26 protein-coding genes are annotated in these 24,841 nt (G+C 38.9%); 9 read left to right on the top strand and 17 right to left on the bottom strand.

Features of this window, described 5'->3' with window-relative positions:
- Window positions 1-137 precede the first annotated feature (137 nt).
- Window positions 138-335: a hypothetical protein gene (locus DKZ56_RS06300; protein WP_208651883.1), complete on the bottom strand. Its 198-nt coding sequence runs from the start codon at window positions 333-335 to the stop codon at window positions 138-140.
- 116 nt (window positions 336-451) lie between these two features.
- Here DKZ56_RS06300 and DKZ56_RS06295 point away from each other — a divergent pair, with 116 nt between their 5' ends.
- Window positions 452-1,081, top strand: a complete 630-nt coding sequence (locus tag DKZ56_RS06295) for a YktB family protein (RefSeq protein ID WP_208651882.1) — start codon at window positions 452-454, stop codon at window positions 1,079-1,081.
- Between the two features lie 240 nt (window positions 1,082-1,321).
- On the opposite strand, the gene DKZ56_RS06290 is transcribed toward DKZ56_RS06295, so the two are convergent.
- The 3 genes from DKZ56_RS06290 to DKZ56_RS06280 all read right to left on the bottom strand — a co-directional run bounded on the left by DKZ56_RS06290 (window position 1,322) and on the right by DKZ56_RS06280 (window position 3,240).
- Entirely contained in the window at window positions 1,322-1,465 is a 144-nt protein-coding gene (locus DKZ56_RS06290) for a hypothetical protein (protein WP_172597780.1), read from the bottom strand.
- Between the two features lie 512 nt (window positions 1,466-1,977).
- Window positions 1,978-2,253, bottom strand: coding sequence for a UPF0223 family protein (locus DKZ56_RS06285; RefSeq protein ID WP_208651881.1), 276 nt, complete (start codon window positions 2,251-2,253; stop codon window positions 1,978-1,980).
- Window positions 2,254-2,280: 27 nt separating this feature from the next.
- Window positions 2,281-3,240, bottom strand: coding sequence for an NAD(P)H-dependent flavin oxidoreductase (locus DKZ56_RS06280; RefSeq protein WP_208652184.1), 960 nt, complete (start codon window positions 3,238-3,240; stop codon window positions 2,281-2,283).
- A gap of 150 nt (window positions 3,241-3,390) precedes the next feature.
- Here DKZ56_RS06280 and DKZ56_RS06275 point away from each other — a divergent pair, with 150 nt between their 5' ends.
- Entirely contained in the window at window positions 3,391-4,860 is a 1,470-nt protein-coding gene (locus DKZ56_RS06275; protein WP_208651880.1) for an aminotransferase class I/II-fold pyridoxal phosphate-dependent enzyme, read from the top strand.
- A gap of 298 nt (window positions 4,861-5,158) precedes the next feature.
- Here the strand turns inward: DKZ56_RS06275 and DKZ56_RS06270 are convergent, their stop codons facing one another.
- The 5 genes from DKZ56_RS06270 to DKZ56_RS06250 all read right to left on the bottom strand — a co-directional run bounded on the left by DKZ56_RS06270 (window position 5,159) and on the right by DKZ56_RS06250 (window position 10,830).
- Window positions 5,159-5,845, bottom strand: a complete 687-nt coding sequence (locus DKZ56_RS06270; protein WP_208651879.1) for an LrgB family protein — start codon at window positions 5,843-5,845, stop codon at window positions 5,159-5,161.
- Complete coding sequence (locus tag DKZ56_RS06265; protein ID WP_208652183.1) at window positions 5,811-6,248, bottom strand: CidA/LrgA family protein; 438 nt, start codon at window positions 6,246-6,248, stop codon at window positions 5,811-5,813. Before DKZ56_RS06265 ends, DKZ56_RS06270 begins: the two co-directional genes overlap by 35 nt.
- Window positions 6,249-6,544: 296 nt before the next feature.
- Window positions 6,545-7,231 (bottom strand): LrgB family protein, encoded by a 687-nt coding sequence (locus DKZ56_RS06260; protein WP_062678609.1) that lies wholly within the window; start codon window positions 7,229-7,231, stop codon window positions 6,545-6,547.
- Complete coding sequence (locus DKZ56_RS06255; protein ID WP_245989607.1) at window positions 7,197-7,658, bottom strand: CidA/LrgA family protein; 462 nt, start codon at window positions 7,656-7,658, stop codon at window positions 7,197-7,199. Before DKZ56_RS06255 ends, DKZ56_RS06260 begins: the two co-directional genes overlap by 35 nt.
- A 94-nt stretch (window positions 7,659-7,752) precedes the next feature.
- The gene (locus tag DKZ56_RS06250; protein WP_208651878.1) at window positions 7,753-10,830 is read right to left on the bottom strand and encodes an efflux RND transporter permease subunit; all 3,078 of its coding nucleotides are present in this window, start codon (window positions 10,828-10,830) and stop codon (window positions 7,753-7,755) included.
- Window positions 10,831-10,939: 109 nt separating this feature from the next.
- Here DKZ56_RS06250 and DKZ56_RS06245 point away from each other — a divergent pair, with 109 nt between their 5' ends.
- Entirely contained in the window at window positions 10,940-11,800 is an 861-nt protein-coding gene (locus DKZ56_RS06245; RefSeq protein WP_208651877.1) for a TetR/AcrR family transcriptional regulator, read from the top strand.
- 54 nt (window positions 11,801-11,854) lie between these two features.
- On the opposite strand, the gene DKZ56_RS06240 is transcribed toward DKZ56_RS06245, so the two are convergent.
- The 5 genes from DKZ56_RS06240 to pdhA all read right to left on the bottom strand — a co-directional run bounded on the left by DKZ56_RS06240 (window position 11,855) and on the right by pdhA (window position 17,017).
- Window positions 11,855-11,995 carry a hypothetical protein gene (locus tag DKZ56_RS06240; protein WP_222837146.1) on the bottom strand — a complete coding sequence of 47 codons (141 nt, stop codon included), beginning with the start codon at window positions 11,993-11,995 and terminating at the stop codon, window positions 11,855-11,857.
- A gap of 194 nt (window positions 11,996-12,189) precedes the next feature.
- Complete coding sequence (lpdA, locus tag DKZ56_RS06235; RefSeq protein WP_208651876.1) at window positions 12,190-13,602, bottom strand: dihydrolipoyl dehydrogenase; 1,413 nt, start codon at window positions 13,600-13,602, stop codon at window positions 12,190-12,192.
- 3 nt (window positions 13,603-13,605) lie between these two features.
- A complete protein-coding gene (locus DKZ56_RS06230) occupies window positions 13,606-14,910 on the bottom strand; it encodes a dihydrolipoamide acetyltransferase family protein (RefSeq protein WP_208651875.1) in 1,305 nt (434 codons plus the stop codon).
- A 22-nt stretch (window positions 14,911-14,932) separates the two neighbouring features.
- Window positions 14,933-15,910 (bottom strand): alpha-ketoacid dehydrogenase subunit beta, encoded by a 978-nt coding sequence (locus DKZ56_RS06225; protein ID WP_208651874.1) that lies wholly within the window; start codon window positions 15,908-15,910, stop codon window positions 14,933-14,935.
- 3 nt (window positions 15,911-15,913) lie between these two features.
- Window positions 15,914-17,017, bottom strand: a complete 1,104-nt coding sequence (pdhA, locus tag DKZ56_RS06220; protein WP_208651873.1) for a pyruvate dehydrogenase (acetyl-transferring) E1 component subunit alpha — start codon at window positions 17,015-17,017, stop codon at window positions 15,914-15,916.
- A 368-nt stretch (window positions 17,018-17,385) separates the two neighbouring features.
- Here pdhA and def point away from each other — a divergent pair, with 368 nt between their 5' ends.
- On the top strand, window positions 17,386-17,952 hold the full coding sequence (gene def, locus DKZ56_RS06215) for a peptide deformylase (protein WP_208651872.1): 567 nt from the start codon (window positions 17,386-17,388) through the stop codon (window positions 17,950-17,952).
- A 91-nt stretch (window positions 17,953-18,043) separates the two neighbouring features.
- Here the strand turns inward: def and DKZ56_RS06210 are convergent, their stop codons facing one another.
- On the bottom strand, window positions 18,044-18,814 hold the full coding sequence (locus tag DKZ56_RS06210; RefSeq protein ID WP_208651871.1) for a Cof-type HAD-IIB family hydrolase: 771 nt from the start codon (window positions 18,812-18,814) through the stop codon (window positions 18,044-18,046).
- 418 nt (window positions 18,815-19,232) lie between these two features.
- Between DKZ56_RS06210 and DKZ56_RS06205 the strand changes: the two genes are divergently transcribed.
- The 4 genes from DKZ56_RS06205 (at window position 19,233) to DKZ56_RS06190 (ending at window position 22,907) form a co-directional block, all read left to right on the top strand.
- A complete protein-coding gene (locus tag DKZ56_RS06205; RefSeq protein ID WP_208651870.1) occupies window positions 19,233-19,442 on the top strand; it encodes a DNA-dependent RNA polymerase subunit epsilon in 210 nt (69 codons plus the stop codon).
- Between the two features lie 5 nt (window positions 19,443-19,447).
- The gene (gene rnjA, locus DKZ56_RS06200) at window positions 19,448-21,112 is read left to right on the top strand and encodes a ribonuclease J1 (protein WP_208651869.1); all 1,665 of its coding nucleotides are present in this window, start codon (window positions 19,448-19,450) and stop codon (window positions 21,110-21,112) included.
- Window positions 21,113-21,387: 275 nt separating this feature from the next.
- On the top strand, window positions 21,388-22,161 hold the full coding sequence (locus DKZ56_RS06195) for a class I SAM-dependent methyltransferase (protein WP_208651868.1): 774 nt from the start codon (window positions 21,388-21,390) through the stop codon (window positions 22,159-22,161).
- A gap of 86 nt (window positions 22,162-22,247) precedes the next feature.
- Entirely contained in the window at window positions 22,248-22,907 is a 660-nt protein-coding gene (locus DKZ56_RS06190; protein WP_208651867.1) for a potassium channel family protein, read from the top strand.
- A 12-nt stretch (window positions 22,908-22,919) separates the two neighbouring features.
- Here the strand turns inward: DKZ56_RS06190 and DKZ56_RS06185 are convergent, their stop codons facing one another.
- Window positions 22,920-23,372: a TlpA family protein disulfide reductase gene (locus DKZ56_RS06185; RefSeq protein WP_208651866.1), complete on the bottom strand. Its 453-nt coding sequence runs from the start codon at window positions 23,370-23,372 to the stop codon at window positions 22,920-22,922.
- A 37-nt stretch (window positions 23,373-23,409) separates the two neighbouring features.
- Window positions 23,410-23,952, bottom strand: coding sequence for a peroxiredoxin (locus DKZ56_RS06180; protein ID WP_208651865.1), 543 nt, complete (start codon window positions 23,950-23,952; stop codon window positions 23,410-23,412).
- A 331-nt stretch (window positions 23,953-24,283) separates the two neighbouring features.
- Here DKZ56_RS06180 and DKZ56_RS06175 point away from each other — a divergent pair, with 331 nt between their 5' ends.
- Window positions 24,284-24,826: a helix-turn-helix domain-containing protein gene (locus DKZ56_RS06175; protein ID WP_208651864.1), complete on the top strand. Its 543-nt coding sequence runs from the start codon at window positions 24,284-24,286 to the stop codon at window positions 24,824-24,826.
- Window positions 24,827-24,841: the final 15 nt, after the last annotated feature.

Genomic DNA, 24,841 nt, shown 5'->3' with positions numbered 1-24,841 from the left:
TTCCCAAAATCTTTATTTTTTACGTTATTATTATATACTTTTTTAGAAGGTGCAGGAAAAGACAATGACATCCTTTGGAAATAAAAAAATCACTTGCTCATCATTTAAGCAAGTGATTCTAAAGGAAGGGGACTCGATTACGCATAAGCGTGCAGACCGTTTAATTCATCCTGGATTTCTTTTAAGCGTTTTTTGCATCTTTCCATTTCTTTTGTATCCTTTCCTTGCATCGCGGCATATAAGGAAGCTAATTCATAATCTAATTCTAAACGTAAAACGTGTTCATACTGTTTTTCGATATCGACTTTGCGGATAATCTTAACCGTTTGTCTCATGCCACTCACGTTCCTTTCCAAATGATTTTATCAAAAGATGAAGTCCCGTTTGTTACAAGATTTTTCCCAAAAAAGATGGAAAATAAACATAAGTTTCAAAAAGGAGGAAAATAATCATGATCGATGTCAAATGGACAAATTCCGATTTTGATGTTTTTGCAATTGACGGTTTAGAAGCTCGAATGGATGCATTGAAAACGATTGTGCGGCCAAAATTCCAAGCGCTGGGGGAATATTTTGCGGGATATTTTAGCGCTAAAACGGGTGATGAATTTTTTGCCCATATTGCAAAGCATGCCAGAAGAACAATTAATCCCCCAAATGATTCATGGGTAGCATTTGCTCCATACAAACGGGGTTACAAATCGCTTCCACATTTTCAAATCGGTCTAACCAATACCCATTTATTCATCGTTGTTGCAATTATTTATGAAGTTCCACAAAAATCTCACATGGCGAATCGTTTGCTTAAGGCGCTGGATGTATTTAAACAACTGCCTGACGATTTTGTGATTTCAGGCGATCATACTTCTCCTGATGCCATTCCTTTAAAAACAGCGTTCAATGGCGATTTGGAAAAGCTTCTCCTTCGTTTGAGAGACGTCAAAAAAGGTGAATTTTTAGTTGGTCGTCATATTCCCCGGGAACAATGCATAAACTTATCCTCGGATGAATTTATAAAAATGGCTGAAGATACTTTTGAAACCCTCTTCCCAATTTACAATGTCATCGTTGGGAAAAATTAGGGGATAATAGTGGCGTTGTTTTGACATCGTGGGAAATTTTCATTTTCTGGCTTATGTTGTATAAATAAATATGCTTAGGACGACTTTAAACATTACATTTTTCTCTTTCTTTTTTTCATCAAATTTGCTAATTGTTCACTTCAAATTTTCATAAAATGCTCATTGAATCGAGTAGGAGGGAGTGATTAGCTCCCGTCCTCTCACACCACCGTACGTACGGTTCCGTATACGGCGGTTCAATTAAGATAATTGACGCAAGTTTTCATAACTTCCGTGAATAGCTTGTCTTCTTATGCCAGTGGTCACTCCACCCTCCAAGAGGTCTCCCACGGGATTCACCGCTTCCTTCCTCAAGTGAGGTACTACGTTTTCTGTGTTCATCATGACTCACTGAATGCCAAGGGCTATTCTCTCTTAATTGCTCGGTCCTTCTCAGTTGTTCTAGACCAACTAATACTATGACCTCTGCTGACTTCTGACGGTTCAGCTACTTATCGCTAAGTAGGTTATGAAGCGTACTTCACCTATCCGCCAGACCTCCCCGGGTAAGTACATGCACTTTCACACCATCTATCCGCCTCATCTACTCGATATGACCTTCGACAGAAAGAGCTTTGTTTTGTTTGGCAAACTCACTCAATCATACCTAGCCTTATATGAGGTTCGTGTTCCTCGGACCGGTGTTTTGCCTCCAGCTTCCTTCAGATTCCGCGTCACCACGGACACCCTTGCTCTTGGCTAACCTCTACTTCTGTCTTCGGGGTTCGGGACTTACACCCTATAGTTCATGTACATGCCGGGCGCACCAAAAAGAGCGGATGGAGGAAAACGAGGCGTTTACCCATCCGCTCTTTTTATTTTGCTTCGCCAGAGATTGTTAAAAGCAACTGCAAAAATCAAGATCTCATATGAATCCAAGCGCCATTTTCTAATTCCCTCGCCTGTTTGACAACTGGATAGCTTGCATATCCGCTGATCTCTTCAAATTCCCGAAACAATGTTTTTTCTTCCGCCTTTGAGGGGACGATCTGTTTAAAACGGCGATATTTTTCCAACATGTCTTCTCTTTTAATGCCTTTTTCGTAGGCTTGTTCAATGCCTTCAAAAAATTTCACAACTGCAATAATTTCCTCTGTTGTCCAATCCGGTAATATAGGATAAGCATATTCCATTAACTGTACCTCACTTTTTATTTTTTGTTATCTTCCCCATTTTAGCCGAATTTCTTCCGCTTCTCGAATCATCCGTTCAAACAATTCTTTAACTGTCGGCACATCTTTGATTAAACCTGCCACCTGCCCTGCCCATCCGAAGCCATTCTTTGCATCTCCGTCATAAATAAAGCGTTTATTTGCTTCGCCGCTAATGTACTCTTTCAAGGCTTCATAAGTCGGATTTTCTTTTTCAATTTGCAAAATTTTTTCTGTGAATTCATTTTTTAATGCACGTGCTGGCGTCCCGAGTGAACGTTTAATTACTGTTGTATCCGTTTCAGAACTGTTGATTAATGCATCAATATAAGCTGGGGAAGCATGGACGCATTCTTTTGTCGCAATAAATCTTGTCCCCATTTCAATCCCTTCCGCTCCTAAAGCTAGTGCAGCCATTAAGCCTCTGCCATCGCCAATTCCTCCAGAAGCTATGACAGGAATGGAGACACTATCTACCACTTGCGGAACAAGCACCATTGTTCCCACATCATCTCTTCCTAGATGGCCTCCTCCTTCTTGTCCTACCACCATTACGGCATCTGCCCCTAGTTCTTCCGCTTTTTGTGCTTGACGGCGTGCCGCCACTAATACTAGCTTTTTCACATCGACCCCTTCAAGCAATTTAAACATCGGTGCAGGATTTCCGCCCGTCATGGAAATCACCGGAACTTTTTCCTCAATGGCCACTTCCACCATTGGTTCATATCCTTTGCCATAATTACCGAATGCAAAATTCACACCAAAGGGTTTATCGGTTTTTTCCCTCGTTTTTCTAATTTCTTCCCGCAATTGTTCTGGGGATTCTAAAGTTAAAGCTGTAATTTGTCCAAGTCCGCCGGCATTGGATACGGCTGCCGCTAAATCAGAATAGGCTAAGTAAGCAAGCCCACCTTGGATGATTGGATACTGAATCCCCAATAATTTCGTCACTCTCGTTTCCCAATTCATCATGCCCAACTCCTTTATTTCATATTGATTAAATTAATGAGTTCTCTAATAAATCTAAAATTTCCTTTAAATTTTTATAGCAACTAGAGTCTATAGATGCTATAATTTCATTGTTTTTTAATATTTCATTAAAGTGAGGTGGTACCTGCGTTGTCACAGTTAGAAACTCCTCTGTTCGACGCATTGTTAAAACATCGAAACAGACATCCAATCCAATTCCACATCCCTGGGCATAAAAAAGGGCAAGGAATGGATCCTGCTTTTCGAGAATTCATTGGAGACAACGTTTTATCCATTGATTTGATCAATATTGCTCCACTAGATGATTTACATTCGCCAAAAGGTGCAATTAAAGCGGCACAAAAACTAGCTGCAGAAGCCTTTGGTGCTGACTATACATTTTTTTCTGTTCAAGGAACTAGTGGTGCTATCATGACGATGATTATGTCTGTCGTTGGTCCAGGAGATAAAATTTTGGTACCACGTAATGTTCATAAATCAACTATGTCTGCGATTATTCTGTCTGGGGCAATTCCTATTTTTATTTATCCTGAAGTGGATGAAGAATATGGAATCACCCATGGAATATCTGCAGAATCCGTTGAGAAGGCTATTGAAACTTATCCAGATGCAAAAGCTTTGCTTGTCATCAATCCAACTTACTATGGATTTGCTGCTGATTTAAAACGCATTGTGGACATTGCACATGCTTCAAATATACCGGTGATTGTCGATGAAGCCCATGGCATTCATTTGAAATTTCATGATGAACTGCCAATCTCAGCGATGGAAGCTGGAGCAGATATGGCTGCAACAAGCGTACATAAGCTGGGAGGGTCTTTGACGCAAAGTTCTGTTTTAAACGTGCGGGAAGGGCTGGTAAGCGTAAGCCGTGTACAATCGGTTTTTTCGATGTTAACGACGACTTCAACATCATATCCATTGCTCGCTTCCCTTGACTGCGCCAGAAGACAGCTTGCCATCAATGGTTATCATTTAATTGATAAAACGATTCGTTTAGCAAAAGAAGCAAGAAAAAGAATCAATAAAATTCCTCATTTGAAAGTAGCAGGAAGAGAAAAACTGCACTCATCTGCAACCTTCGACATGGACCCAACAAAGCTATTAATTAGCGTAAAAGACTTGGGGATTACAGGTCATCAAGCAGAGGAATGGCTTCGGCAAAATGCGAATATCGAAGTCGAGTTGTCAGATCTTTACAACATCCTTTGCCTTGTTACATTGGGGGATACAAAAAAAGAAATCAATTTGCTTGTGAATGCATTGCAACGCATGTCCCAGGCATTTGATTCGGAGGCTTGCATAAAAGAAACGGAAGTGAATGTGCCGGATATTCCAGCCCTTGCGATGACGCCAAGAGATGCTTTCTATTCCAGCACAGAAGTCATTCCATTTAAAGATTCGGCAGGCTATATTTGCGCTGAATTTATCATGGTGTATCCACCTGGCATTCCTATTTTCATTCCTGGCGAAGTTATTACCCAAGAAAATATCGAATATATTCAAATGAACATTGAAGCGGGACTGCCGGTGCAAGGGCCTGAAGATGCAAGCCTTCAAACGATTCGGGTTATTAAAGAACGAAAACCTATATATTAATATGCGAAAAGGAAAAAGAGGCTGGGACAAATCTAAAAAAACATCATTTTCTCCAAGGAGAAAATGATGTTTTTTTGATATGTTATTAAAATTGATTTCCGTTCCGGGGACGCTTTCCGCGGGCCCGGCTCGAGCCTCCTCGGAGCTCATTACTTCGCTCCTGCGGTGTCTCGAGACACGGGCTGATCCCGCAGGAGTCGCCCCGTCACTCCAATCAATTTTTAGTTATATCAATTTTTTATCAAAACTCTTTCAACTGCCCCTTTAATTTTTTGTTTATGTCCCAGCCTCTTTTTTATTACATAAAGATATAGACAAAGATAGGACATAAAATCGCTCCAACCACTGCACTTAAGCCCATCGATAATGAACCAACGGATAAATCCAGCTCACCATAATCAACCAGCTTTGCCGTACCAACCCCATGGCTTGCGCTTCCCATGGCAACTCCCCGGCTGATAGGAGAATGAATTCTTCCAAGGGAATACATAAGAGGGCCGAGAAGAGCTCCCGTAAATCCTGCAATCAACACCAATACTGCGGTAAGAGGCGGAATTCCCCCAATAGTTTCGCTGACGTTCATTGCAACTGGTGTCGTCATTGATTTAGGCAAGGCAGTTAAGATGTATTCTTTATCGATTTTAAAAACGACAAGCAGTGTATAAACACTTATTATACCGCTCACCATTGCAATCACAATGCCGGATAGTATTGTATATTTGTACTTCAACACCATCTGCCATTGATTGTAAAGCGGATAAGCTAAAGCGCCAACACCCGGTCCCAATAGATGTTGAAGATAACGTCCACCTTCCATATAAACATCAAAAGGAATATTCAAAAGCAACAACCCTGCAATGATAATTATCGTCGATGTTAAAATGGGCATTAATAATGGAGTGGGATATTTGGAATACAATTTCCTCATTAATAGGAATACACAAACTGTACTAATGATGGATACACTCGCTCGTACGATCCACATCCCTTTCTCCCTCCTTTTCCATTGCCAGTTCTTTTTTTTCTTTCATTGCCAATTCTTTTTTCTCAATCCATTGGCAAATCAAGCTTGTTGTAAACAGCACAAAAAGTGTACTGATGATGACCGAAGCCACCAGTAATGAACCTGATACAGAAAGAAGTTCCGGATAATCAATAATCCCGATAATGGGCGGAATGAAAAATAACGTCATAAACCCGATTAAGAAATTTGCCCCATCTTTCACATAATCCACTTTAATCCATTTAAAATACAAGCAGATAAATAAAAGCACTAAGCCGATGATGCTGGCTGGCAATGGCAAATGCGTCATTTCTACCACAAACACCCCAATGTAATAGAACACATATAAAAGCATTACTTGAAGAATAATTCGAATCACTTTCATATCCCCATTGGAAAAAGTCAAACTTTTTCCAAATTTCACCCCCTGTATCCGTTATTTTAAACTTGTGACAAATTTTTGTCTATTAATTATTTTTGAAAAATCAAAAGAATCTAAAATTTGGATACAATTCATAGATTTTTCTTGCGATGTCTACTATATGGGGATATGCGTATAAAGAAGCATTTATTCTTACGTTATACTTACAAAATGATTCATTATATAAGTGTACCCAATTCACACCAAAAAAGAGCGAATGGGAAACTTATGGTTTCTTCCATTCGCTCTAATAAAATCTTTTAGAAAAAGAGAAATACGAAAATCGGGCAAAGAATCGCACCAATAACCGCGCTTAAACTCATGGAGACAGAGCCGATTGACAAATCCTCTTCTCCATAATCTTTTAATCTCGATATGCCGACTCCATGACTGGCGCTTCCCATCGAAATGCCTCTTGAAATCGGTGAATCGATTTTGCCTAATTTATATACCATTGGACCAAAAAGTGCCCCCGTAAAACCGGCCACCATCACTAAAACGGCCGTTAACGGTGGAATTCCTCCGATGGTTTCGCTCACCTGCATGGCAATTGGCGTCGTCAGCGATTTAGGCAAGGCCGTCAAGATAAAGTCTTTTTCTTCATGAAATGCTTCTAAACCTAAACATACACTGATTAAACCAATCATCATCGCAAAAACAATGCCTAACATGATTGTATATTTATATTTTGCTACTAATTGACGTTGATTGTACAATGGATAAGCCAATGCAACAACGGCCGGCCCTAATAGATTTTGAATCCATTTTCCGCCTTCCATATACTCGTTATAAGGGATATGAAGCAATATAATCAATACCACTAATACAATGGTTGTCGTAAGAATAGGAAGTAAAAACGGAAAAGGAAAACGTTTATATAATCTCATCATGATTAAAAAGATGAGAACCGTGCTAATGATATAAATGATGGCGTTCAACTCCACCATCCTCCTTCCCCTTCAATCCTCTCTCTTTTCTTTCGATAATTCCGCTAAAGATGCTTGTCAAATAAATGGTAAGCACCGTACTTGCAAAAACGGTCACGATTAAAAGAATCCCTTTCATCGACAGCAATTCTGGATATTCTACAATCCCGAGCATCGAAGGAATAAAAAATAATGTCATAAACCCTATTAAAAAGCTGGCACCTTGCTGGATTATTCCCACTTTAATCCATTTTCGTTGCAAACATAAAAATAATAATAGCAAACCAATCACACTAGGCGGAAAAGGGAGATGGGTTACATTCACAATCAACACGCCAATGTAATAAAAAATATATAAAATCAGTATTTGTAAAATCGTGCGGATAATGGTCATAATCTGCGGTATCAAAAGTAATTTGTAATACCTTTCCCTCCTTCTTGTATCCACTATTCTACGCCTGCTTTTGGCAATTGTCCAGCAAGGATAAAAAATATTCACCCTCGATATTGTAGATATCGAGGGTGAATTCTTGATTTATGAATTAATCTTCTTCAATTTCTGTACGATTTTTTCGCAACATTTTGGATAAAATTTCATAAACAATCGGCACTACAATTAAGGTTAACATCGTTGAACTGAATAAACCGCCGATTACACAAATACCTAAATCCCTTGAAATCATGCCGCTGCCTTCCGCGCCAATCGCAAGCGGAATTAACGCACCAATTGTGGCGATGGCTGTCATTAGGATTGGACGAAGACGAGTAGCACCTGCTTCTAGAATCGCTTCACGCATTGGCATTCCTGTACGTTCCATATTGATGATTCGGTCAACTAATACAACCGCATTTGTTACGACAATACCAATCAACATGAGCATACCCATCATAACCGATACGGAAATTGTTTCTCCTGCAATCCAAAGCCCTACTAATGAACCGATCACTGTAAACGGCAATGAGAAGAGGATTGCGAATGGAGCCAATCCTTCACCAAATGTTACAACGAGGATGAAGTAAACAATTCCAATTGCCACAATCATCGCAAAGCCTAATTGTGTAAAGGCTTCTTCCATATCTGCTGTAACACCGTCAACGCCAATTTCAACGCCTTTTGGCAAATCAAGTTTATCTATTTTTTTATCTACCTCGGATGAAGCTTTCGTTACATCTTTGCTTGTGACTGTACCAGATACGCTTGCATACAACTGTCCTTTGCTGCGAGAAATCGTATTGGAAACTGTACCTTTTTCCACTTCCACAATGTCTTTAAGCTGTACAGGCGCACCTGTTGCAGTCGGCACAGGCCGTTCTAATAAATCATCAAACGATTCAGCTAAGTTAACATTCCGTTTTACAATGACATCGATATCCGTACCGTCTTTTTTAAGTGTTGTCAACACTTCATCTTTTTGGTTCGGATTTAACATCATGGCAAGCTGTCCAGCTGTTAAACCATATTGCAACAATGTTTGTTGGTTCACTTTTAATGTGAATTCATCATAACGTTCAGAAAGAGAGGTACTTACATCTTTTAAGTTTCCAGACTCTTTCATAATTTGTTCGATGTCTGATACAGTTTTTTCAATTTTCTCCATGTCATCGCCATAAACAGTATAACTTAGTTCGTTATTGGACATGGACATACTGAAGTTTTGATTGATCCATTTACCTGATTGGTCCAAGCCTTCAATATATTTTTCAACTTCCTCTTGGACATCATCAAAGTTTTCTGTGTCATCTTTAAAAATAACATACATCAATGCTCCGTCCGTTCCCATCATGCCCATCATTGGACCGCCGCTAGAGCCAATGGAAACTTGGACGATTTTTACATCATCTCTTGCAAGTAGTTTATCTTCAACAACTTGCACATTTTCCAACGTTTTTTCCTTAGATTCGCCAGGTTCAGGCGTATATGTGAGATACATGACTTTTTCTTGGTCAGTTGATAAGAAACTGAAACCTACAACCGGAATTAAGAATAAGCTTCCAGCTAATAATGCAATCGCAATAAGAGAAGCAATTACTTTATGATTTAAAGACCAAGCCAATACCTTTTTATACCATGAAGCTAAAGCGCTTTGTTTTTCATGTTTATTTTTTCCGACCGCTTTTTCACCATACAATTGCTTTTTAAACAGCGTATGGGATAGGGAAGGAACAACTGTAATAGCTACAAACAAGGATGCCAATAAGGCAAAGGCCATCGTTAATGCAAACGGTGTAAATAGCTCTCCCACCATGCCGCCAACTAACACAAGCGGCGCAAACACGGCAATGGTTACAAGGGTGGAAGCTAAAATCGGTTTGAACATTTCAATCGTTGCAGAACGAATCAACGCACGACCTTTTAATTTTTCATCTTTTAAGTGCAATCGTCTATAAATATTTTCAACTACAACGATGGAGTCGTCGATAACCCGTCCAATTGCAACGGTCATCGCACCAAGAGTCATGATATTTAATGTAATTTCCATTTGATGCAAAATTGTAAATGCAATCAACAAAGACAACGGAATGGAAATAACAGATATAATTGTTGACTTAATATCGCGCAAGAACAGCAAGATAATAATAATCGCAAATCCTGCACCATAAATGGCTTTCCCAAGCATTGTGGAAATAGATTCTTCAATCGGCTCCCCTTGGTCAAGGGTTACATCAATGTGCAGTCCGTCATATTTGTCTTCTAATTCTTTAATGATGTCTTTTGCTTCATTCACGACTTCAACTGTATTTGCTTCTTGACCTTTTACAATCTGGATGCCGATTGCTTCTTTTCCATTTGTACGGGAAACTGATTCAACTTCCCCGACTAATTCCACTTTTGCAATTTCCCCTAAAGTCACAAAAGGTGTTGGGTGTTGTATAGTTGGTGTAACTGGAATAAGCAAGTTTTTCAATTCATCAACTGTTGTAAATTTGCCATCTATTACGATAGATTGTTCTTTTTCTTTAAATGGATATAACCCAAGCGGAGCTTTTAAGTCGCTTGCTTGAATCATTTGTTTCACATTATCTTCCGTAATGCCTAAAGACGCCATTTTTTCTTGGTCATATTCAAGTTCCACTTTATTTACGTGCTGGCCCGAAATGGAAACGGAAGATACGCCTTCAATCCCTTCTAATTTCGGTACAATGACATCTTCAACTGTGGAAGTCAGTTCCACAATGTCTTCTTTATCGCTTGAAACACTTAATGCTAAAATCGGGAAAGAATTCACTGTAATCCGGGCAATTGTAGGGTCTTGGGCTGTATCCGGAAACTCCATGCTGTCAATGACTGAACGCAATTCCCGTTCCGCATCGATCATGTCAGTTCCATATTCATATTCCACTTGTACGCTGGACATATTGGAATAGGATGTGGAATAAACCCCTACTACATTCCTTAAATTTTGCACTGCGTTTTCTAAAGGAATGGAAATGTCATTCATTGCTTGTTCAGGAGTAGCCCCTGGATAAATGGTCATTACCGTAATATAAGGAATTGAGATGTCAGGAATTGTTTCTTTATTCATTCGGGAAGTAGAATAAATTCCTGTTACCATTAAAATAATGGCTAATAACCATACGGCTAACTTATTTTTTATGACGAAATTCACTAATCCGTTCAAAGTTAAACCCACCTTTTTTGACTAATCGGTCACATTTCAATATAATAATTGACTGAACAGTCACTGTCAATGTAATCGAGTTATTTCTTTACATTTCGGAGGAGATTTTGTGACAAAAAAAATTCTAATTATGGAGAAGGCTATTGAACTGTTTTCGAAAAACGGTGTGGAGTCTACTTCCATCCAAGATATAACCAATGCATGCGGCATTTCGAAAGGCGCCTTTTATCTCAGCTTTAAATCAAAAGATGATTTACTCGTGGAAATTACCAATTATTTTATTAAAAAAATCATTGCGAAACAGAATGAAATTTTAAATGACAGCATACCGAAAGAAAATAAAATCACGTTGTTCTTTTTTCACAGTTTTAAACTTTTAGAAGACCACTACTCCTTTATCTCCATGTGCATGCGGGAAAATTTTCAACCGATGAACAATGAAGTCATTAAAAAAATCAAAGAATTGAATTCCATTCTTGATCAATCGCTGCTGACGATTATCCAACAAACTTTTGGAGAAAAAGCGGAACATTTTAAGTATGATTTATTATTAGTTGTTCGTGGTTTATTAATTAGTTATACCGAATTTATTACGACTCGTCCACAAAAGTATAATTTAGAGCATTTAGCCAATAGCCTTGCAGAAAAAGTAAATATTATTGTAGAATACAGCAACCTTCATTTTGTGACGGAACAAATGTGGAATTTAATAGGTTCTTCCAATTTCGATGAACTGATTTCAAAAGAACATATTTTATCTTTGCTCGAACCATTAGATGGGCATTATAAGGAAAACCCGTTGATTGATGAATCCATTCAACTTTTAATAGATGAAATGAAGAAAGAAAATCCTAGATTGGCCATCTTAACTGGTCTTGTGTCCAATCTGCAGAAATATGAAGAATTTTCATTGATTGTATTTCTCATTAAACAATACGCAGCGAATATCCAAACGGTTTCAATCGAGTAGGAGGGATCGATGAACTCCCCTCCTCTCACACCACCGTAGTATACAGCGGTTCAATTAAGATAATTGACGCAAGTTTTTATAACTTCCGTGAATAGCTGTTCTCTTTATGCCAGTGGTCACTCCACCCTCCAAGAGGTCTCCCACGGGATTCACCGATTCCTTCCTCAAGTGAGGTACTACGTTTTCTGTGTTCATCATGACCCACTGAATGCCAAGGGCTATTCTCTCTTAATTGTTCGGTCCTTCTTAGTAGTTCTAAACCAACTAATACGATGACCTCTGCTGCCTCTGTCTTCGGGGTTCGGAACTTACACCCCATAGTTCATGTACATGCCAATCGCACCAAAAAAAGGAGCAACCAGACAGATTGCTCCTTTTTTTATTATGAATTATTTTGAAATGATATGAATTGGATTGCCTAATAGTACTTCGGCAGTTTCCATTGTGATTTCGCCCAATGTTGGATGCGGGTGAATTGTAAGAGCGATGTCTTCAGCTGTCATACCGCCTTCGATTGCTAGGCAGATTTCAGAAATCATATCAGAAGCACCTGCACCTACAATTTGTCCACCGATGATAAGGCCATCTTCTTTACGTGCAACAAGTTTCACAAAACCTTCTGTTTGATTTAATGCTAATGCACGGCCGTTTGCAGCAAATGGGAATTTCGCAACCGTTACTTCGATGCCTTCCGCTTTTGCTTGCTCTTCGCTATATCCAACAGATGCCATTTCTGGATCAGTGAAGCAAACTGCTGGAATTGCTAAGTAGTCAACAACAGATTTATGTCCGGCAATTGCTTCAGCAGCAACTTTTCCTTCATAAGAAGCTTTGTGAGCAAGTTGTGGACCAGGAACAATATCACCGATTGCATAGATATTTGGAATATTTGTACGGCATTGTTTATCAACTTTAATTAATCCTCTTTCGCCAAACTCGATGCCGATTTGTTCAAGACCAAGTTCATCTGTGTTTGGTCTGCGTCCAACTGTTACAAGTACGTAATCTGCTTCTACTTTTTTCTCTTCGCCGTTTACTTCATAAGTAACGATTACGCCATTTTCTGTTTCTTCTACACCTTTAGCAAGGGCGTTCACTTCAATTGTCACGCCTTTTTTCTTCAGACCTTTTTTCACGATTTGAGTCATTTGTTTTTCAAATCCGGCTAAAATGTCGCTTCCACCTTCAAGAATTGTTACTTCTGTACCGAAGTTAGCATATGCAGTACCTAATTCTGTACCGATATATCCACCGCCGATAACCACTAATTTTTTAGGCAATTCTTTTAGATTTAATGCGCCAGTGGAGTTCAATACGCGGTCAGAATATTTGAATGTTGGGATTTCTACAGGACGTGAACCTGTAGCTAGAATAGCATTTTTAAATTTGTAAGTTTGAGCATTGTCACCGTTTACAACGCGAACAGTGTTTGCATCAATAAAATATGCTTCACCTTTGATAACGTCTACATTATTTCCTTTTAATAAACCGGCTACCCCGCCAGTTAATTTTTTCACTACGCTATCTTTGAATGCTTGAACTTTTGAAAAGTCAAGTTTTACATCAGATGCAATAACGCCCATATCTTCTGAATGTTTCGCATTTTCATAACGGTGAGCAACAGAAATCAATGCTTTTGAAGGGATACATCCAACGTTTAAGCATACGCCGCCCACTTCATTTTTTTCAACAACTGTCACTTTTTGCCCAGTTTGTGCCGCACGAATCGCAGCTACATATCCACCAGGACCCGCTCCGACTACGAGTGTGTCGATTTCAATTGGAAAATCTCCTACTACCATTTGTTACGCCTCCATTAATAAAAGTTCTGGATCACTAATTAATTGTTTTAGATAATTTAACGCATTTTGAGCCAATGCGCCATCGATCAAACGATGATCAAAGCTCAATGATAATGCTAACATAGGTGCTGCAATAATTTCACCTTCTTTTATTATAGGCTTTTCTGAAATTCTTCCAAGCCCTAAAATTGCAATTTCCGGATAATTAATGACCGGCGTAAACCATTGACCTCCAGCAGATCCTATATTCGTAATGGACATGGAACCGCCCTTCATCTCATTAGGAGCCAGTTTGCCTTCGCGCGCCTTTGTTGCCAACTCATTAATTTCTTTTGCCAATGCAAAAATGGATTTTTTATCGGCATGTTTGATGACCGGAACGAGGAGTCCACGCTCCGTATCTGCAGCAATTCCTACATTATAGTAATGTTTTTGAATGATTTCTTCTGTTGCATCGTCAAAGGAACGATTGAATTCTGGAAATTCACGAAGCATTGCGACCAATGCCTTTACTACATATGGCAAGTAAGTTAACTTGATGCCCTTCTCCGCTGCAATGTCTTTGAATTTTTTGCGATGGGCCACTAAATTTGTCACGTCCACTTCGTCCATCAATGTGACATGAGGTGCCGTTTGTTTTGAATGAACCATAGCTTTCGCAATGGTTTTGCGGATTCCGGAAATTTTTTCTCTCGTTTCTGGAAAATCGCCTTCCAATATAGGAGCTTTTGGTGATTCTTGCGCAGCTTCCACTTTTTCTGAAGACACTTCCGGCACTTCTTGTGCTTTTTGTCCGCCTTCCATGTATTGAATCACATCTTCTTTTAAAATGCGCCCGTTTTTACCAGTTCCCTTCACTTTGCGAATATCTACACCATTTTCTCTTGCAAATTTGCGAACAGAAGGCATCGCAATGACGCGGGCAGCCACTTCTTCTTTAGCCGTCAATGATGTCTCTTCTTTTGCATTTTCTACCTTTCCATCTTCCGCTGTTGCTTGCACTTGTTCTTCTGTTTTTTTCGTTCCTTCTTCTACATGCACATCGCCTTTAAATTGCATATTTTCATAACCTGGTGCATCGAAGCGGATAAGCACGTCGCCAACCACTGCCACTTTTCCTTCTTCCACTAAAATTTCTTCTACTTTCCCATCCACTGGAGAAGGAATTTCAACGACTGCTTTATCGTTTTGAATTTCACATAAAATATCATCTTCTTTCACTTCATCTCCAGGTTTTACGAACCATTTGACAATTTCGCCTTCATGAATTCCTTCGCCAATATCCGGCATACGAAACTCAAACGCCATTACCAATCACCCTTTCTGCTACTTAAAATGTCAATACTTTTTTCGCTGTTTCAATAATGTCTTTATAATTTGGCAGCCATACATTTTCAGCTTGCGGGAATGGATAAACTGTATCCGGTGCTGCAACTCTTAAAACAGGTGCCTCTAAACTCCACACTGCTCTTTCCATGATTTCCGCCACAACATTTGCCGCAATGCCAGCTTGTTTTTGCGCCTCTTGAACAACGATAGCTCGATTTGTTTTTTCAACAGAAGCAACGATTGTTTCAATATCAAGAGGCTGCACTGTGCGAAGGTCGACCACTTCAACAGAGTATCCTTCTTTTTCTAATTCTTCTGCCGCTTTTATACTTTCATGCACCATAAGTCCATAGGCAAAAATAGATAAATCTTTTCCTTCTCGTTTAACGTCCGCTTTGCCGATTGGAATTGTATACTCTCCCTCTGGCACTTCTTGGCGGAAGGAGCGATACAATTTTAAATGTTCTAAAAAGATGACCGGATCATCATCGCGGATTGCTGAAATTAACAATCCTTTTGCATCATATGGCGTTGAAGGAATGACTACTTTTAATCCTGGTTGTTGAGCCATCAATCCTTCCAAACTATCTGAGTGCATCTCAGGAGTTTGCACACCACCGCCAAATGGTGAACGAATCGTAATTGGCATTTTATACGTTCCGCCAGTACGGTAACGATAGCGGGCCATTTGACCGCTAATAGAATCCATTACTTCATAGACAAATCCGAAAAATTGAATTTCTGGAACCGGACGGAAGCCTTGTAATGCCAACCCTATTGCAAGCCCACCGATTCCCGATTCAGCAAGAGGAGTATCAAAAACCCGATCCACTCCAAATTCCTTTTGTAACCCTTCTGTTGCCCGGAACACACCGCCGTTGACGCCGACGTCTTCCCCGAACACCAATACATTTTCATCATTTTTTAATTCTGTTCTTAACGCATCTGTAATCGCTTGAATCATTGTCATTTGTGCCATAGGTTATTTCAACTCCTTTGCTTTATAGATTTCATACTGCTCTTTTAGATTGGATGGAAGTTCCTCGTGCATGATGGAAATTAAATCTGTTACCTTTTGTTTAGGAGCTTCATCCGCTTTTTTAATAGCTTCTTTAATGTCGCTTTTCGCTTTTTCAATCACTTCTGTTTCTTTCTCTTCAGACCATAATCCCTTGCCTTCCAAATATTTGCGGAAACGCACAAGCGGATCTTTTTTCGCCCATTCATTATCAATATCTGGCGTACGATAACGCGTTGGATCGTCTCCAGACATAGTGTGCGGACCATAACGATAGCAAACCGTTTCAATTAATGTTGGCCCTTCTCCCGCCACAGCGCGCTCTCGAGCATCTTTTGTTGCCACATAAACTGCAAGTGGATCCATTCCATCAACTTGCACACATGGGATGCCTGCAGCAATTCCTTTTTGTGCTAGAGTTTTTGCTGCCGTTTGGATTTCTCTTGGCGTTGAAATCGCATATTGGTTGTTTTGGATGAAGAAAATGGCCGGCACTTTAAAGGCGCCTGCAAAGTTGATTCCTTCATAAAAATCTCCTTGCGATGAACCGCCGTCACCTGTATATGTCACGGCTACATTTTTGCCGCCGCGCTTTTTAATTCCCAAAGCTACTCCTGCCGTTTGAATGTATTGAGCCCCAATAATGATTTGAGGAGGGACGATATTTAATCCTTCTGGTATCTGATTTCCGATGAAATGTCCGCGGCTGAACAAAAAGGCTTTCCATAGCGGCAGTCCATGCCAAACAATTTGCGGCACATCCCTATATCCTGGCAAAATCCAATCATCTTTTTCCAATGCATAGTGGGAAGCAATTTGAGAAGCTTCTTGTCCTGCAGTTGGTGCGTAGAATCCAAGGCGTCCTTGACGGTTTAAAGAGATGGAACGTTGGTCTAGAATTCTCGTATAAACCATGCGAGACATCAATTCTACTAAATCCTCATCGGATAATTTAGGATCGTATTCTTCGTTCACAATTTCCCCGTTTTCATTCAGAATTTGAAACATTTCGAATTTATTTTCTACATCCTTCAGCACGCCTTTAGGATCAAAAATTTTCTCACTCATAAAACACCTCTCCTTTAACTGTATTAGTCTAAACAACCGAAAAAATTGATACAATTATTAGTTGTTAACAGTATAACCCACCTAAACACCATCGGTCAATTATTGTTTTCTCTTTTTAAATCTTATATTTTCTATTTTAATCCACAGTCAACTAAGACACATCTGTTATAATACAATAAAAACTTGTGTTATAACAGTTTGAAAAATTAGACATTTTTTATGTTATGTTCATAAAATATTTGCATATGAATACAGTATCCCCTATGTATCGCATATAATATTCATTGGTCCATTTATTAGAAAAAGAAAAAAACTTATGATATTTTTATATTGAAAAATTTGATAGTGATATTGAGAGGGAGTAAGAAATGATTTTAATGAAAGACATTGTCCGAGAAGGGCACCCTGCTTTAAGAACGAAAGCAGAAGAAGTGAAATTCCCATTAACTGATGAAGAACGAAAACTGGCAAAAGATATGTTGCAGTTTTTAAAAAATAGCCAAGACCCTGAAATTGCAGAAAAATATGGACTTCGCTCTGGAATTGGACTTGCTGGAAACCAAATCAATTTCTTAAAAAGAATCTTTGCCATTCATATAGAACAAGAAAACGGAGAAGCATTAAGTTTTATTGCAGTGAATCCAAAAATCGTCAGCCATTCTGCAGAAAAAACATACTTGCCTCAAGGAGAAGGCTGCTTATCAGTAGACCGCAGTGTGCCTGGTTATGTGCCTCGTTATGCACGCATTACCGTGAAATTTTACACCTTGGATGGCGAAGAGAAAAAAATGCGTCTACAAGGCCTTCCAGCTATTTGTTTCCAACATGAACTCGACCATTTAAACGGCGTGATGTTTTACGACCATATTAATAAAGAAGATCCTTTTGCCCCAATCCCAGACGCCTTTCCATTGGAAGCGGAAAGCGAAGCATAAAAAAGCCCCCAATAGCCCGTTAAAAGGTGCTATTGGGGTTTTTTTAACTAGAATTGCCGAGACTAAAACAGGTATCCCGCATATACATATATTAGATAATCTCTAATTTTTTCATCACTTTTGCAAGCCCATCATCATCTACATGATCTCCAACCACATCGGCAACAGCTTTTACTTGCTCTTTTGCATTGCCCATGGCCACGCCAATGCCGACTGCTTTAAGCATTTCGATATCGTTTAAACCATCGCCAAAGGCAACGGCATTTTCAATCGGCACATTCATTTTTTCCAGCACTTTTTGAATGCCTCTTGCCTTTGAACCATCTTTTGGAAGAATATCGCAAGAATACGGATGCCATCGGACAAATTTTACATTTGAAAATGTTTGATGATACACAGGCTCCTCGTCTTCTTCCATAAAAATCAGCGTTTGATAAACAGTATTTTCTTTATAAAAATGGGGATTGATTTTCGGATACGGATAGCGGAGCGACTTTAAACTTTGTTCAATCTTTTCGTTTCCCTCTGCTGTTGCAATCATTTTCTTGTCATCTATAAAGACAACCGGATGATTGCGCTTAGAACCAAATTCAATAATTTCCGCCAACTCCTCTTTTGGGACACTGTCCATAAAAATGACTTCATTTTTATAAACAACGTATTGGCCATTAAAAGTAACAAATGTATCAATCTCCAACTCTTTTAAAATCGGTTCAATCATAAAAGGGGCACGGCCTGTAGCAATCGCAATTTCATAACCGTTTCGCTTCGCTTGAAAGATCGCATCCTTTGCAGACGGAGGCAATTGTTTCTTGCTATTGTAAAGCGTTCCATCCACGTCAAAAAACAGCACTTTCTTCATGATCATTAACCCTTCCAACGCATATTTATATGTAAATGAAAAATACTTTACATATATATCATTCTACCTTATACTTTTAATAAGGAGTGATGCGCCATGTTGAAAAGACTCAAAAAGAAACTTTTGAGACGACTCAATGGCATCCTCGGCAAAAAATCAATCGCTTGAGCCCTTCTCTAAAAATGAAGGGCTTTTCTTTATTTTAAAAGATTCCCATGATAATATAAAAGAAAATGCATTTGTTTTCGATGATGGTGAATATCTTTGATGATTAAGATGGGAATAATCTTCACCACTTCACGCAAATGGTTGAGAAAAGAGCGCCATTTGCGTTAGTATATATAATTAATTGATTATATTCGTAAAAAGTGGAAAAATAATATATGCAAAAATGTTCGGTCAAAGAAGGAGAGAAAAAATGATTTACAAAGTGTATTATCAAGAAAATCCAGAAGAAGTGCCTATTCGCGAAAATACAAAAAGCCTATATCTAGAAGCCAACTCAGAACGAGAAGTCCGCGAATATTTAAAGGATCGCCGCATTTTGATTGAGTATATCCAATTATTAGAGGGCAATTATTTAGAATATGAAAAAAATAGCCCGAATTTCCGTTTGGAGAATGCGTAAACTATATGAAATTTGTAAAAAATGATCAAACAGCCGTTTTCGCTCTCGGCGGACTGGGCGAAATCGGCAAAAATACTTACTGCGTACAATTTCAAGATGAAATTATCATCATTGATGCAGGCATAAAATTCCCTGAAGACGACCTTTTAGGAATTGATTATGTAATTCCTGACTACACATATTTGGTTCGGAATGCAGATAAAATTAAAGGGTTGTTTATTACCCATGGCCATGAAGACCATATCGGCGGAATTCCGTACTTATTGCGTAAAGTGAATGTTCCAGTATACGGTGGAAAACTTGCCCTCGGGCTATTGCGAAATAAATTAGAAGAGCACGGATTGCTTCGTCAAACAAAATTAATTGAAATTAAAGAAGACGACGTCATCAAATTCCGAAAAACATCCGTTAGTTTCTTTAGAACAACTCACAGCATACCAGATGCTTTTGGAATCGTTGTAAAAACGCCTCCAGGAAATATCGTTCATACGGGCGACTTTAAGTTTGACTTTACACCGGTTGGAGAACCTGCAAACTTAACAAAGATGGCCGAAATTGGACGCGATGGAGTGCTTTGTTTATTATCGGACAGTACAAATGCTGAAGTTCCTAATTTTACAATGTCCGAACGTAAAGTTGGCGAAAGCATCCACGATATTTTCCGAAAAGTAGAAGGACGCATCATTTTTGCAACTTTTGCTTCGAATATCCACCGTCTCCAACAAGTAACCGATGCAGCAGCTCAATACGGAAGAAAAATTGCTGTTTTTGGACGTTCAATGGACAACGCCATCTCCATTGGCCGGGAACTAGGATATATTACTGCTCCAAAAGAAACCTTTGTGGACGCTCAAACCATCAATCGCCTTCCTGCGAATGAAGTCATGATTTTATGTACAGGATCTCAAGGTGAGCCAATGGCCGCATTATCGCGAATTGCTAATGGTACTCACCGACAAATTCAAATTCAGCCTGGAGATACTGTTGTATTCTCATCTTCTCCAATTCCTGGAAACACGATTAGCGTCAATCGCATCATCAACTTGTTATATAAAGCAGGAGCAGAAGTCATTCATGGTTCTATTAACAATATCCATACTTCTGGACACGGATCCCAAGAAGAACAAAAGCTAATGCTTCGCTTAATGAAACCGAAATTCTTTATGCCAATCCATGGTGAATATCGCATGTTAAAAATGCATACAAAACTTGCAATCGATTGCGATATTCCACCTGAAAATACATTTGTAATGGAAAACGGCGATGTGCTTGCATTAAGTTCAGATGAAGCCTATATTGCAGGCCGCGTTCCTTCTGGGGATGTCTACATTGATGGAAGCGGCATTGGTGACATCGGAAATATCGTGTTGCGCGACCGCCGCATTCTTTCCGAAGAAGGGCTAGTCATCGTTGTGGTCAGTGTAGATATGAAACAACAAAAAATCGTGGCAGGTCCTGATATCATTTCTAGAGGCTTTGTGTATATGCGCGAATCGGCTACGTTAATTAGCGAAGCACAAAAAATGCTTTCAGAACACTTGGCAGAAAAAATTCAGGAAAAATCCCAATGGACAGAGTTAAAAAATGAAATTACGGAAATTTTATCTCCATATTTGTTTGAAAAAACAAAACGCCGGCCAATGATTTTGCCGATTATTATGGAGGTATAAGCAAAGAAGGGGGCGTCTCAAAATGACTTTTCAGACGCCCCCTTTGCGGCTGTAGCACATACTTCGCCGCAGATAAATTGCGACAAAAAGGCGCGTTTTGTAACCACCGCAGGGAAATTTTTTAAGAGAATTTTACTAGAAGTAAGGCTGTTCAGAAAGTGTTCGACTTTCTGGACAGCCCTTTTTTTACCATTCTTTCAAAAATTCATAATATTCCAATTTATTATTTACTCTTTTATTGTAAATTTGTATAATTTTACAAAAAATAAGGAGAGATGCAGATGAATACGATTCAGAAAGATCATTGGAATCCATTGCTTTATGATGATAAACATGCCTTTGTTTCAAAATTCGGAAACCAATTATTCGATTATTTAGATCCAAAAAAAGGAGAAAGCATATTGGATGTTGGATGCGGAACTGGAGATTTGGCGAATAAAATCGCGAGCGTCGGCGCCAATGTGGTGGGAATCGATTTCAGCGAAAACATGGTCGCTAAAGCAAAAGAGAAATATCCCCATATTCAATTTATAGTGAAAGACGTTACGAAAATGGATTTTCATCATGAATTTGATGCTGTTTTTTCAAACGCCACATTGCATTGGGTCAAACCGTCGGAAAAAGCCTTAACGAATATTTTCAACAGCCTAAAAAATGGGGGCCGATTTGTTGCAGAATTTGGCGGCAAAGGAAATGTTCAAAAGATTACTGACGCTTTGCTTATGCAAATAAAAAAAGCAGGAATTGAAAGAGACATTGCATCCCCTTGGTATTTTCCAAGCATCGGCGAATATGTAGCATTAATGGAACAAGTAGGTTTCCGCGTTACATTGGCGATGCATTTTGACCGTCCAACGCCCCTTGAAGGAGAAGATGGATTAAAAAATTGGATTGCTATGTTCGCAAGCTCATTTTTTGAAGGAATTAATGAACAGTTGAAACACGAAATCATTGCAAATGTTGAAACAGCCTTAAAACCTTCCCTTTTTGAAAATGGTGTTTGGGTTGCTGACTACAAGCGAATTCGAGTGGTTGGAATAAAAGAATAAATATCTTCTTTTTCCTGATTTGTGGAAATCCACGGAGTGATATAAAATATTGTCATCGATGTTTGAACGAAGCATGGAGGTAACTAATGAAAAAAGAATTTGTAGTCATCGGGCTAGGACGATTTGGAGGAAGCATTGTAGAAGAATTGGTGCGATTAGGGGCAGATGTGATGGCAATAGATTCTGACCCTGAACGGGTGGAAGATTATGCAAAAATCGCTACCCAAGCGGTGATTGCAGATGCAACCGATGAAGAGGCATTAAAATCCCTTGGCATCCAAAATTTCGAACATGTCATTGTAGCAATTGGAGATGACATTCAGGCAAGCATATTGGCGACGTTAATCTTAAAAGAATTTGGAGTGCCTCAAATCACGGCGAAAGCTCAAAATGATTATCATGCCAAAGTATTGCATAAAATCGGTGCCGATCTTATCGTGCATCCAGAGAGGGATATGGGAATCCGCATTGCCAACAATATCATGTCCCACAATGTGCTCGATTACTTGGAATTATCCGATGAATATTCAATTATGGAAATTAGATCTAATGATCGGATTGCCGGATACTCCATTAAAGACCTAGACATTCGCGCCAATTATGGAATCAATATTATCGGCATCAAACGTGGAGAACAAATTATTATTTCTCCTGGCGCCGATGAGAAAATTCTTTTAGGCGATGTGCTGCTTGTCATCGGAGCTGTAGTGGATATCAACCGCTTCGTCAACCGGGCAATGACATAAGGCACCTCTAGATTAAGAGGTGCCTTGTACGCCTATAATTCGTTCCAATCTTTGCTCCAACATTTTCATCCCTTTTCCGCCAGCCTGGTAATGCCTTAAGGAACCGGAACGGTCAAATACATAATAAGAAGGAACATATTCATTTCCAAATAAATCTGATAATACATAATCATTATCCACATAAATCGGCTGCGTCATTTCCAATTCAGCTGCTATTTGTTTTACCGTTATTAAATCCCGATCTTCATCCGTTCGAGGCATATGCACTGCTACAACATTCAAGTGGTCTTTATACTTTTCGCACAATCGATTCAAGTCAGGCATTGCTTCCTTGCATAAATAACAGCTGACTGACCAGAAGTGAACTAATGTTGCTTTTTCCCCCAGCAAATCTTCCCTTCTTACTTCTCCATTAAACCATGCCGTTGCACCATCCAAATTAGGCAATGGTGAACGCAATTTCATCCATTTTCCTCCTTAATCTATTAATAAAGCCCTTTTATTACAATGTGGATTGACCCGGCCGCCAATTTGCCGGACATAATCCTCCAGTTTGAAGGGCTTGTAAAACACGAAGCACTTCATCAATATCGCGGCCTACATTATTGTGATGCACTACTTCATATTGTATTTCACCTGATGGATGAATAATAAATAATCCGCGCATCGCCACACCTTTTTCTTCTATTAAAACCCCGTATTCTCTTGAAACAACATGGTTACGGTCTGAAGCTAATGGATAATTTAAAGGACCAATTCCATTTTTTGTACGTTCTGTGTTAATCCAAGCATAATGGGAATACAAAGAATCCGTTGATATGCCAATTACTTCTGCATTTAATTCCTGAAATTCCTCATAACGGTCGCTGATAGCGGTAATTTCAGTCGGGCAAACAAAGGTAAAATCATTTGGATAAAAAAATAAAATCGTCCATTTCCCTTCATTCATGATTTGTTCTAAAGAAACGGTTCCAAAGGTTTTATCTGGCATTACTGCATCCAATACAAATAACGGAGCCTGTTTTCCTACTAGACGTTCTGCCATGAAAAATCCCTCCTAAATGAATAGTGAAGGTGATTCTTTCCTAATTTTTACATTAACAAATACAGGAGCTAATTTCAATTTATTTCACAAACTCTTCCTTTATTTATCATAGTTATATATTTTTTTATTTTCCTGAAATAAGCGAAAATAAACCTGATCCCAGTGGTATTCATTAATGAGAAAGAATTTTTTATAAAAAATATTGCATTCCCTCTAAAATTCTGTATAATCATTATCTGTAATTGTAAACTTTAAGTTTTGTAATAGTAAACTTTCTTACTGAATGTTTAAAGAAAATAAACTATTTGTTGCTAAAGAGGAGTTTTACTATATGCAAATTGGAAAAAAAATAAAAGCATTGCGCATTAAAAAAGGATTAACCCAAGAAGAACTTGGGGAAAGAACAGACCTGACAAAAGGATACATTTCTCAGCTTGAACGCGATTTGAATTCCCCTTCCATTGACACGCTTTTTACTATTTTAGAAGTTTTAGGCTCCACTCCGAAAGAATTTTTTGATGATGATATGGAAGAACAAAAAGTCGTCTATAGCGAAGAAGACCAAACTTCCTATAGAGATGATGAAAAGAAATACGAAATTAAATGGCTCATACCTACTTCCAATGAAAAAGAAATGGAGCCGGTGATTATTACCTTTCAAAAGGGTGGAGAATATAAACAATTTGAACCGTCTCTTGCAGAAACTTTCATTTACGTATTAAAGGGTCGAATTCGTGTAGTGCTGGGAGACGAAGAGTATATCGCAAGCGAGGGAAATTCAATTTATTATGAGGCTTCAAGCAATCATCAAATTTTTAATGCCAATGATGGTGAGTCGCAACTGCTTCTTGTAGCAACAGAATCTTATTTATAGTGTTTAGGAGGCTTG

This window comes from Ureibacillus thermophilus, assembly GCF_004331915.1.
In the GTDB taxonomy this organism is placed as follows: domain Bacteria; phylum Bacillota; class Bacilli; order Bacillales_A; family Planococcaceae; genus Ureibacillus; species Ureibacillus thermophilus.
This window is presented reverse-complemented; position numbering and strand designations above follow the sequence as displayed.

Excerpts from the sequence above, each read along its gene's own strand:
- DKZ56_RS06285 (WP_208651881.1), bottom strand. The coding sequence starts at position 2,253 with ATGGAATATGCTTATCCTATATTACCGGATTGGACAACAGAGGAAATT.
- pdhA (WP_208651873.1), bottom strand. The coding sequence starts at position 17,017 with ATGAGTGAGAAAATTTTTGATCCTAAAGGCGTGCTGAAGGATGTAGAA.
- DKZ56_RS06195 (WP_208651868.1), top strand. The coding sequence starts at position 21,388 with ATGCAGATGAATACGATTCAGAAAGATCATTGGAATCCATTGCTTTAT.
- DKZ56_RS06260 (WP_062678609.1), bottom strand. The coding sequence starts at position 7,231 with ATGGTGGAGTTGAACGCCATCATTTATATCATTAGCACGGTTCTCATC.
- DKZ56_RS06205 (WP_208651870.1), top strand. The coding sequence starts at position 19,233 with ATGATTTACAAAGTGTATTATCAAGAAAATCCAGAAGAAGTGCCTATT.
- DKZ56_RS06185 (WP_208651866.1), bottom strand. The coding sequence starts at position 23,372 with ATGAAATTGCGTTCACCATTGCCTAATTTGGATGGTGCAACGGCATGG.
- DKZ56_RS06175 (WP_208651864.1), top strand. The coding sequence starts at position 24,284 with ATGCAAATTGGAAAAAAAATAAAAGCATTGCGCATTAAAAAAGGATTA.
- DKZ56_RS06240 (WP_222837146.1), bottom strand. The coding sequence starts at position 11,995 with ATGAACACAGAAAACGTAGTACCTCACTTGAGGAAGGAATCGGTGAAT.
- DKZ56_RS06265 (WP_208652183.1), bottom strand. The coding sequence starts at position 6,248 with ATGAAAGTGATTCGAATTATTCTTCAAGTAATGCTTTTATATGTGTTC.
- DKZ56_RS06225 (WP_208651874.1), bottom strand. The coding sequence starts at position 15,910 with ATGGCACAAATGACAATGATTCAAGCGATTACAGATGCGTTAAGAACA.
- DKZ56_RS06280 (WP_208652184.1), bottom strand. The coding sequence starts at position 3,240 with ATGAATTGGGAAACGAGAGTGACGAAATTATTGGGGATTCAGTATCCA.
- DKZ56_RS06270 (WP_208651879.1), bottom strand. The coding sequence starts at position 5,845 with ATGTGGATCGTACGAGCGAGTGTATCCATCATTAGTACAGTTTGTGTA.
- DKZ56_RS06190 (WP_208651867.1), top strand. The coding sequence starts at position 22,248 with ATGAAAAAAGAATTTGTAGTCATCGGGCTAGGACGATTTGGAGGAAGC.
- DKZ56_RS06230 (WP_208651875.1), bottom strand. The coding sequence starts at position 14,910 with ATGGCGTTTGAGTTTCGTATGCCGGATATTGGCGAAGGAATTCATGAA.
- DKZ56_RS06210 (WP_208651871.1), bottom strand. The coding sequence starts at position 18,814 with ATGAAGAAAGTGCTGTTTTTTGACGTGGATGGAACGCTTTACAATAGC.
- DKZ56_RS06290 (WP_172597780.1), bottom strand. The coding sequence starts at position 1,465 with ATGATGAACACAGAAAACGTAGTACCTCACTTGAGGAAGGAAGCGGTG.
- lpdA (WP_208651876.1), bottom strand. The coding sequence starts at position 13,602 with ATGGTAGTAGGAGATTTTCCAATTGAAATCGACACACTCGTAGTCGGA.
- rnjA (WP_208651869.1), top strand. The coding sequence starts at position 19,448 with ATGAAATTTGTAAAAAATGATCAAACAGCCGTTTTCGCTCTCGGCGGA.
- DKZ56_RS06300 (WP_208651883.1), bottom strand. The coding sequence starts at position 335 with ATGAGACAAACGGTTAAGATTATCCGCAAAGTCGATATCGAAAAACAG.
- DKZ56_RS06295 (WP_208651882.1), top strand. The coding sequence starts at position 452 with ATGATCGATGTCAAATGGACAAATTCCGATTTTGATGTTTTTGCAATT.
- DKZ56_RS06180 (WP_208651865.1), bottom strand. The coding sequence starts at position 23,952 with ATGGCAGAACGTCTAGTAGGAAAACAGGCTCCGTTATTTGTATTGGAT.
- def (WP_208651872.1), top strand. The coding sequence starts at position 17,386 with ATGATTTTAATGAAAGACATTGTCCGAGAAGGGCACCCTGCTTTAAGA.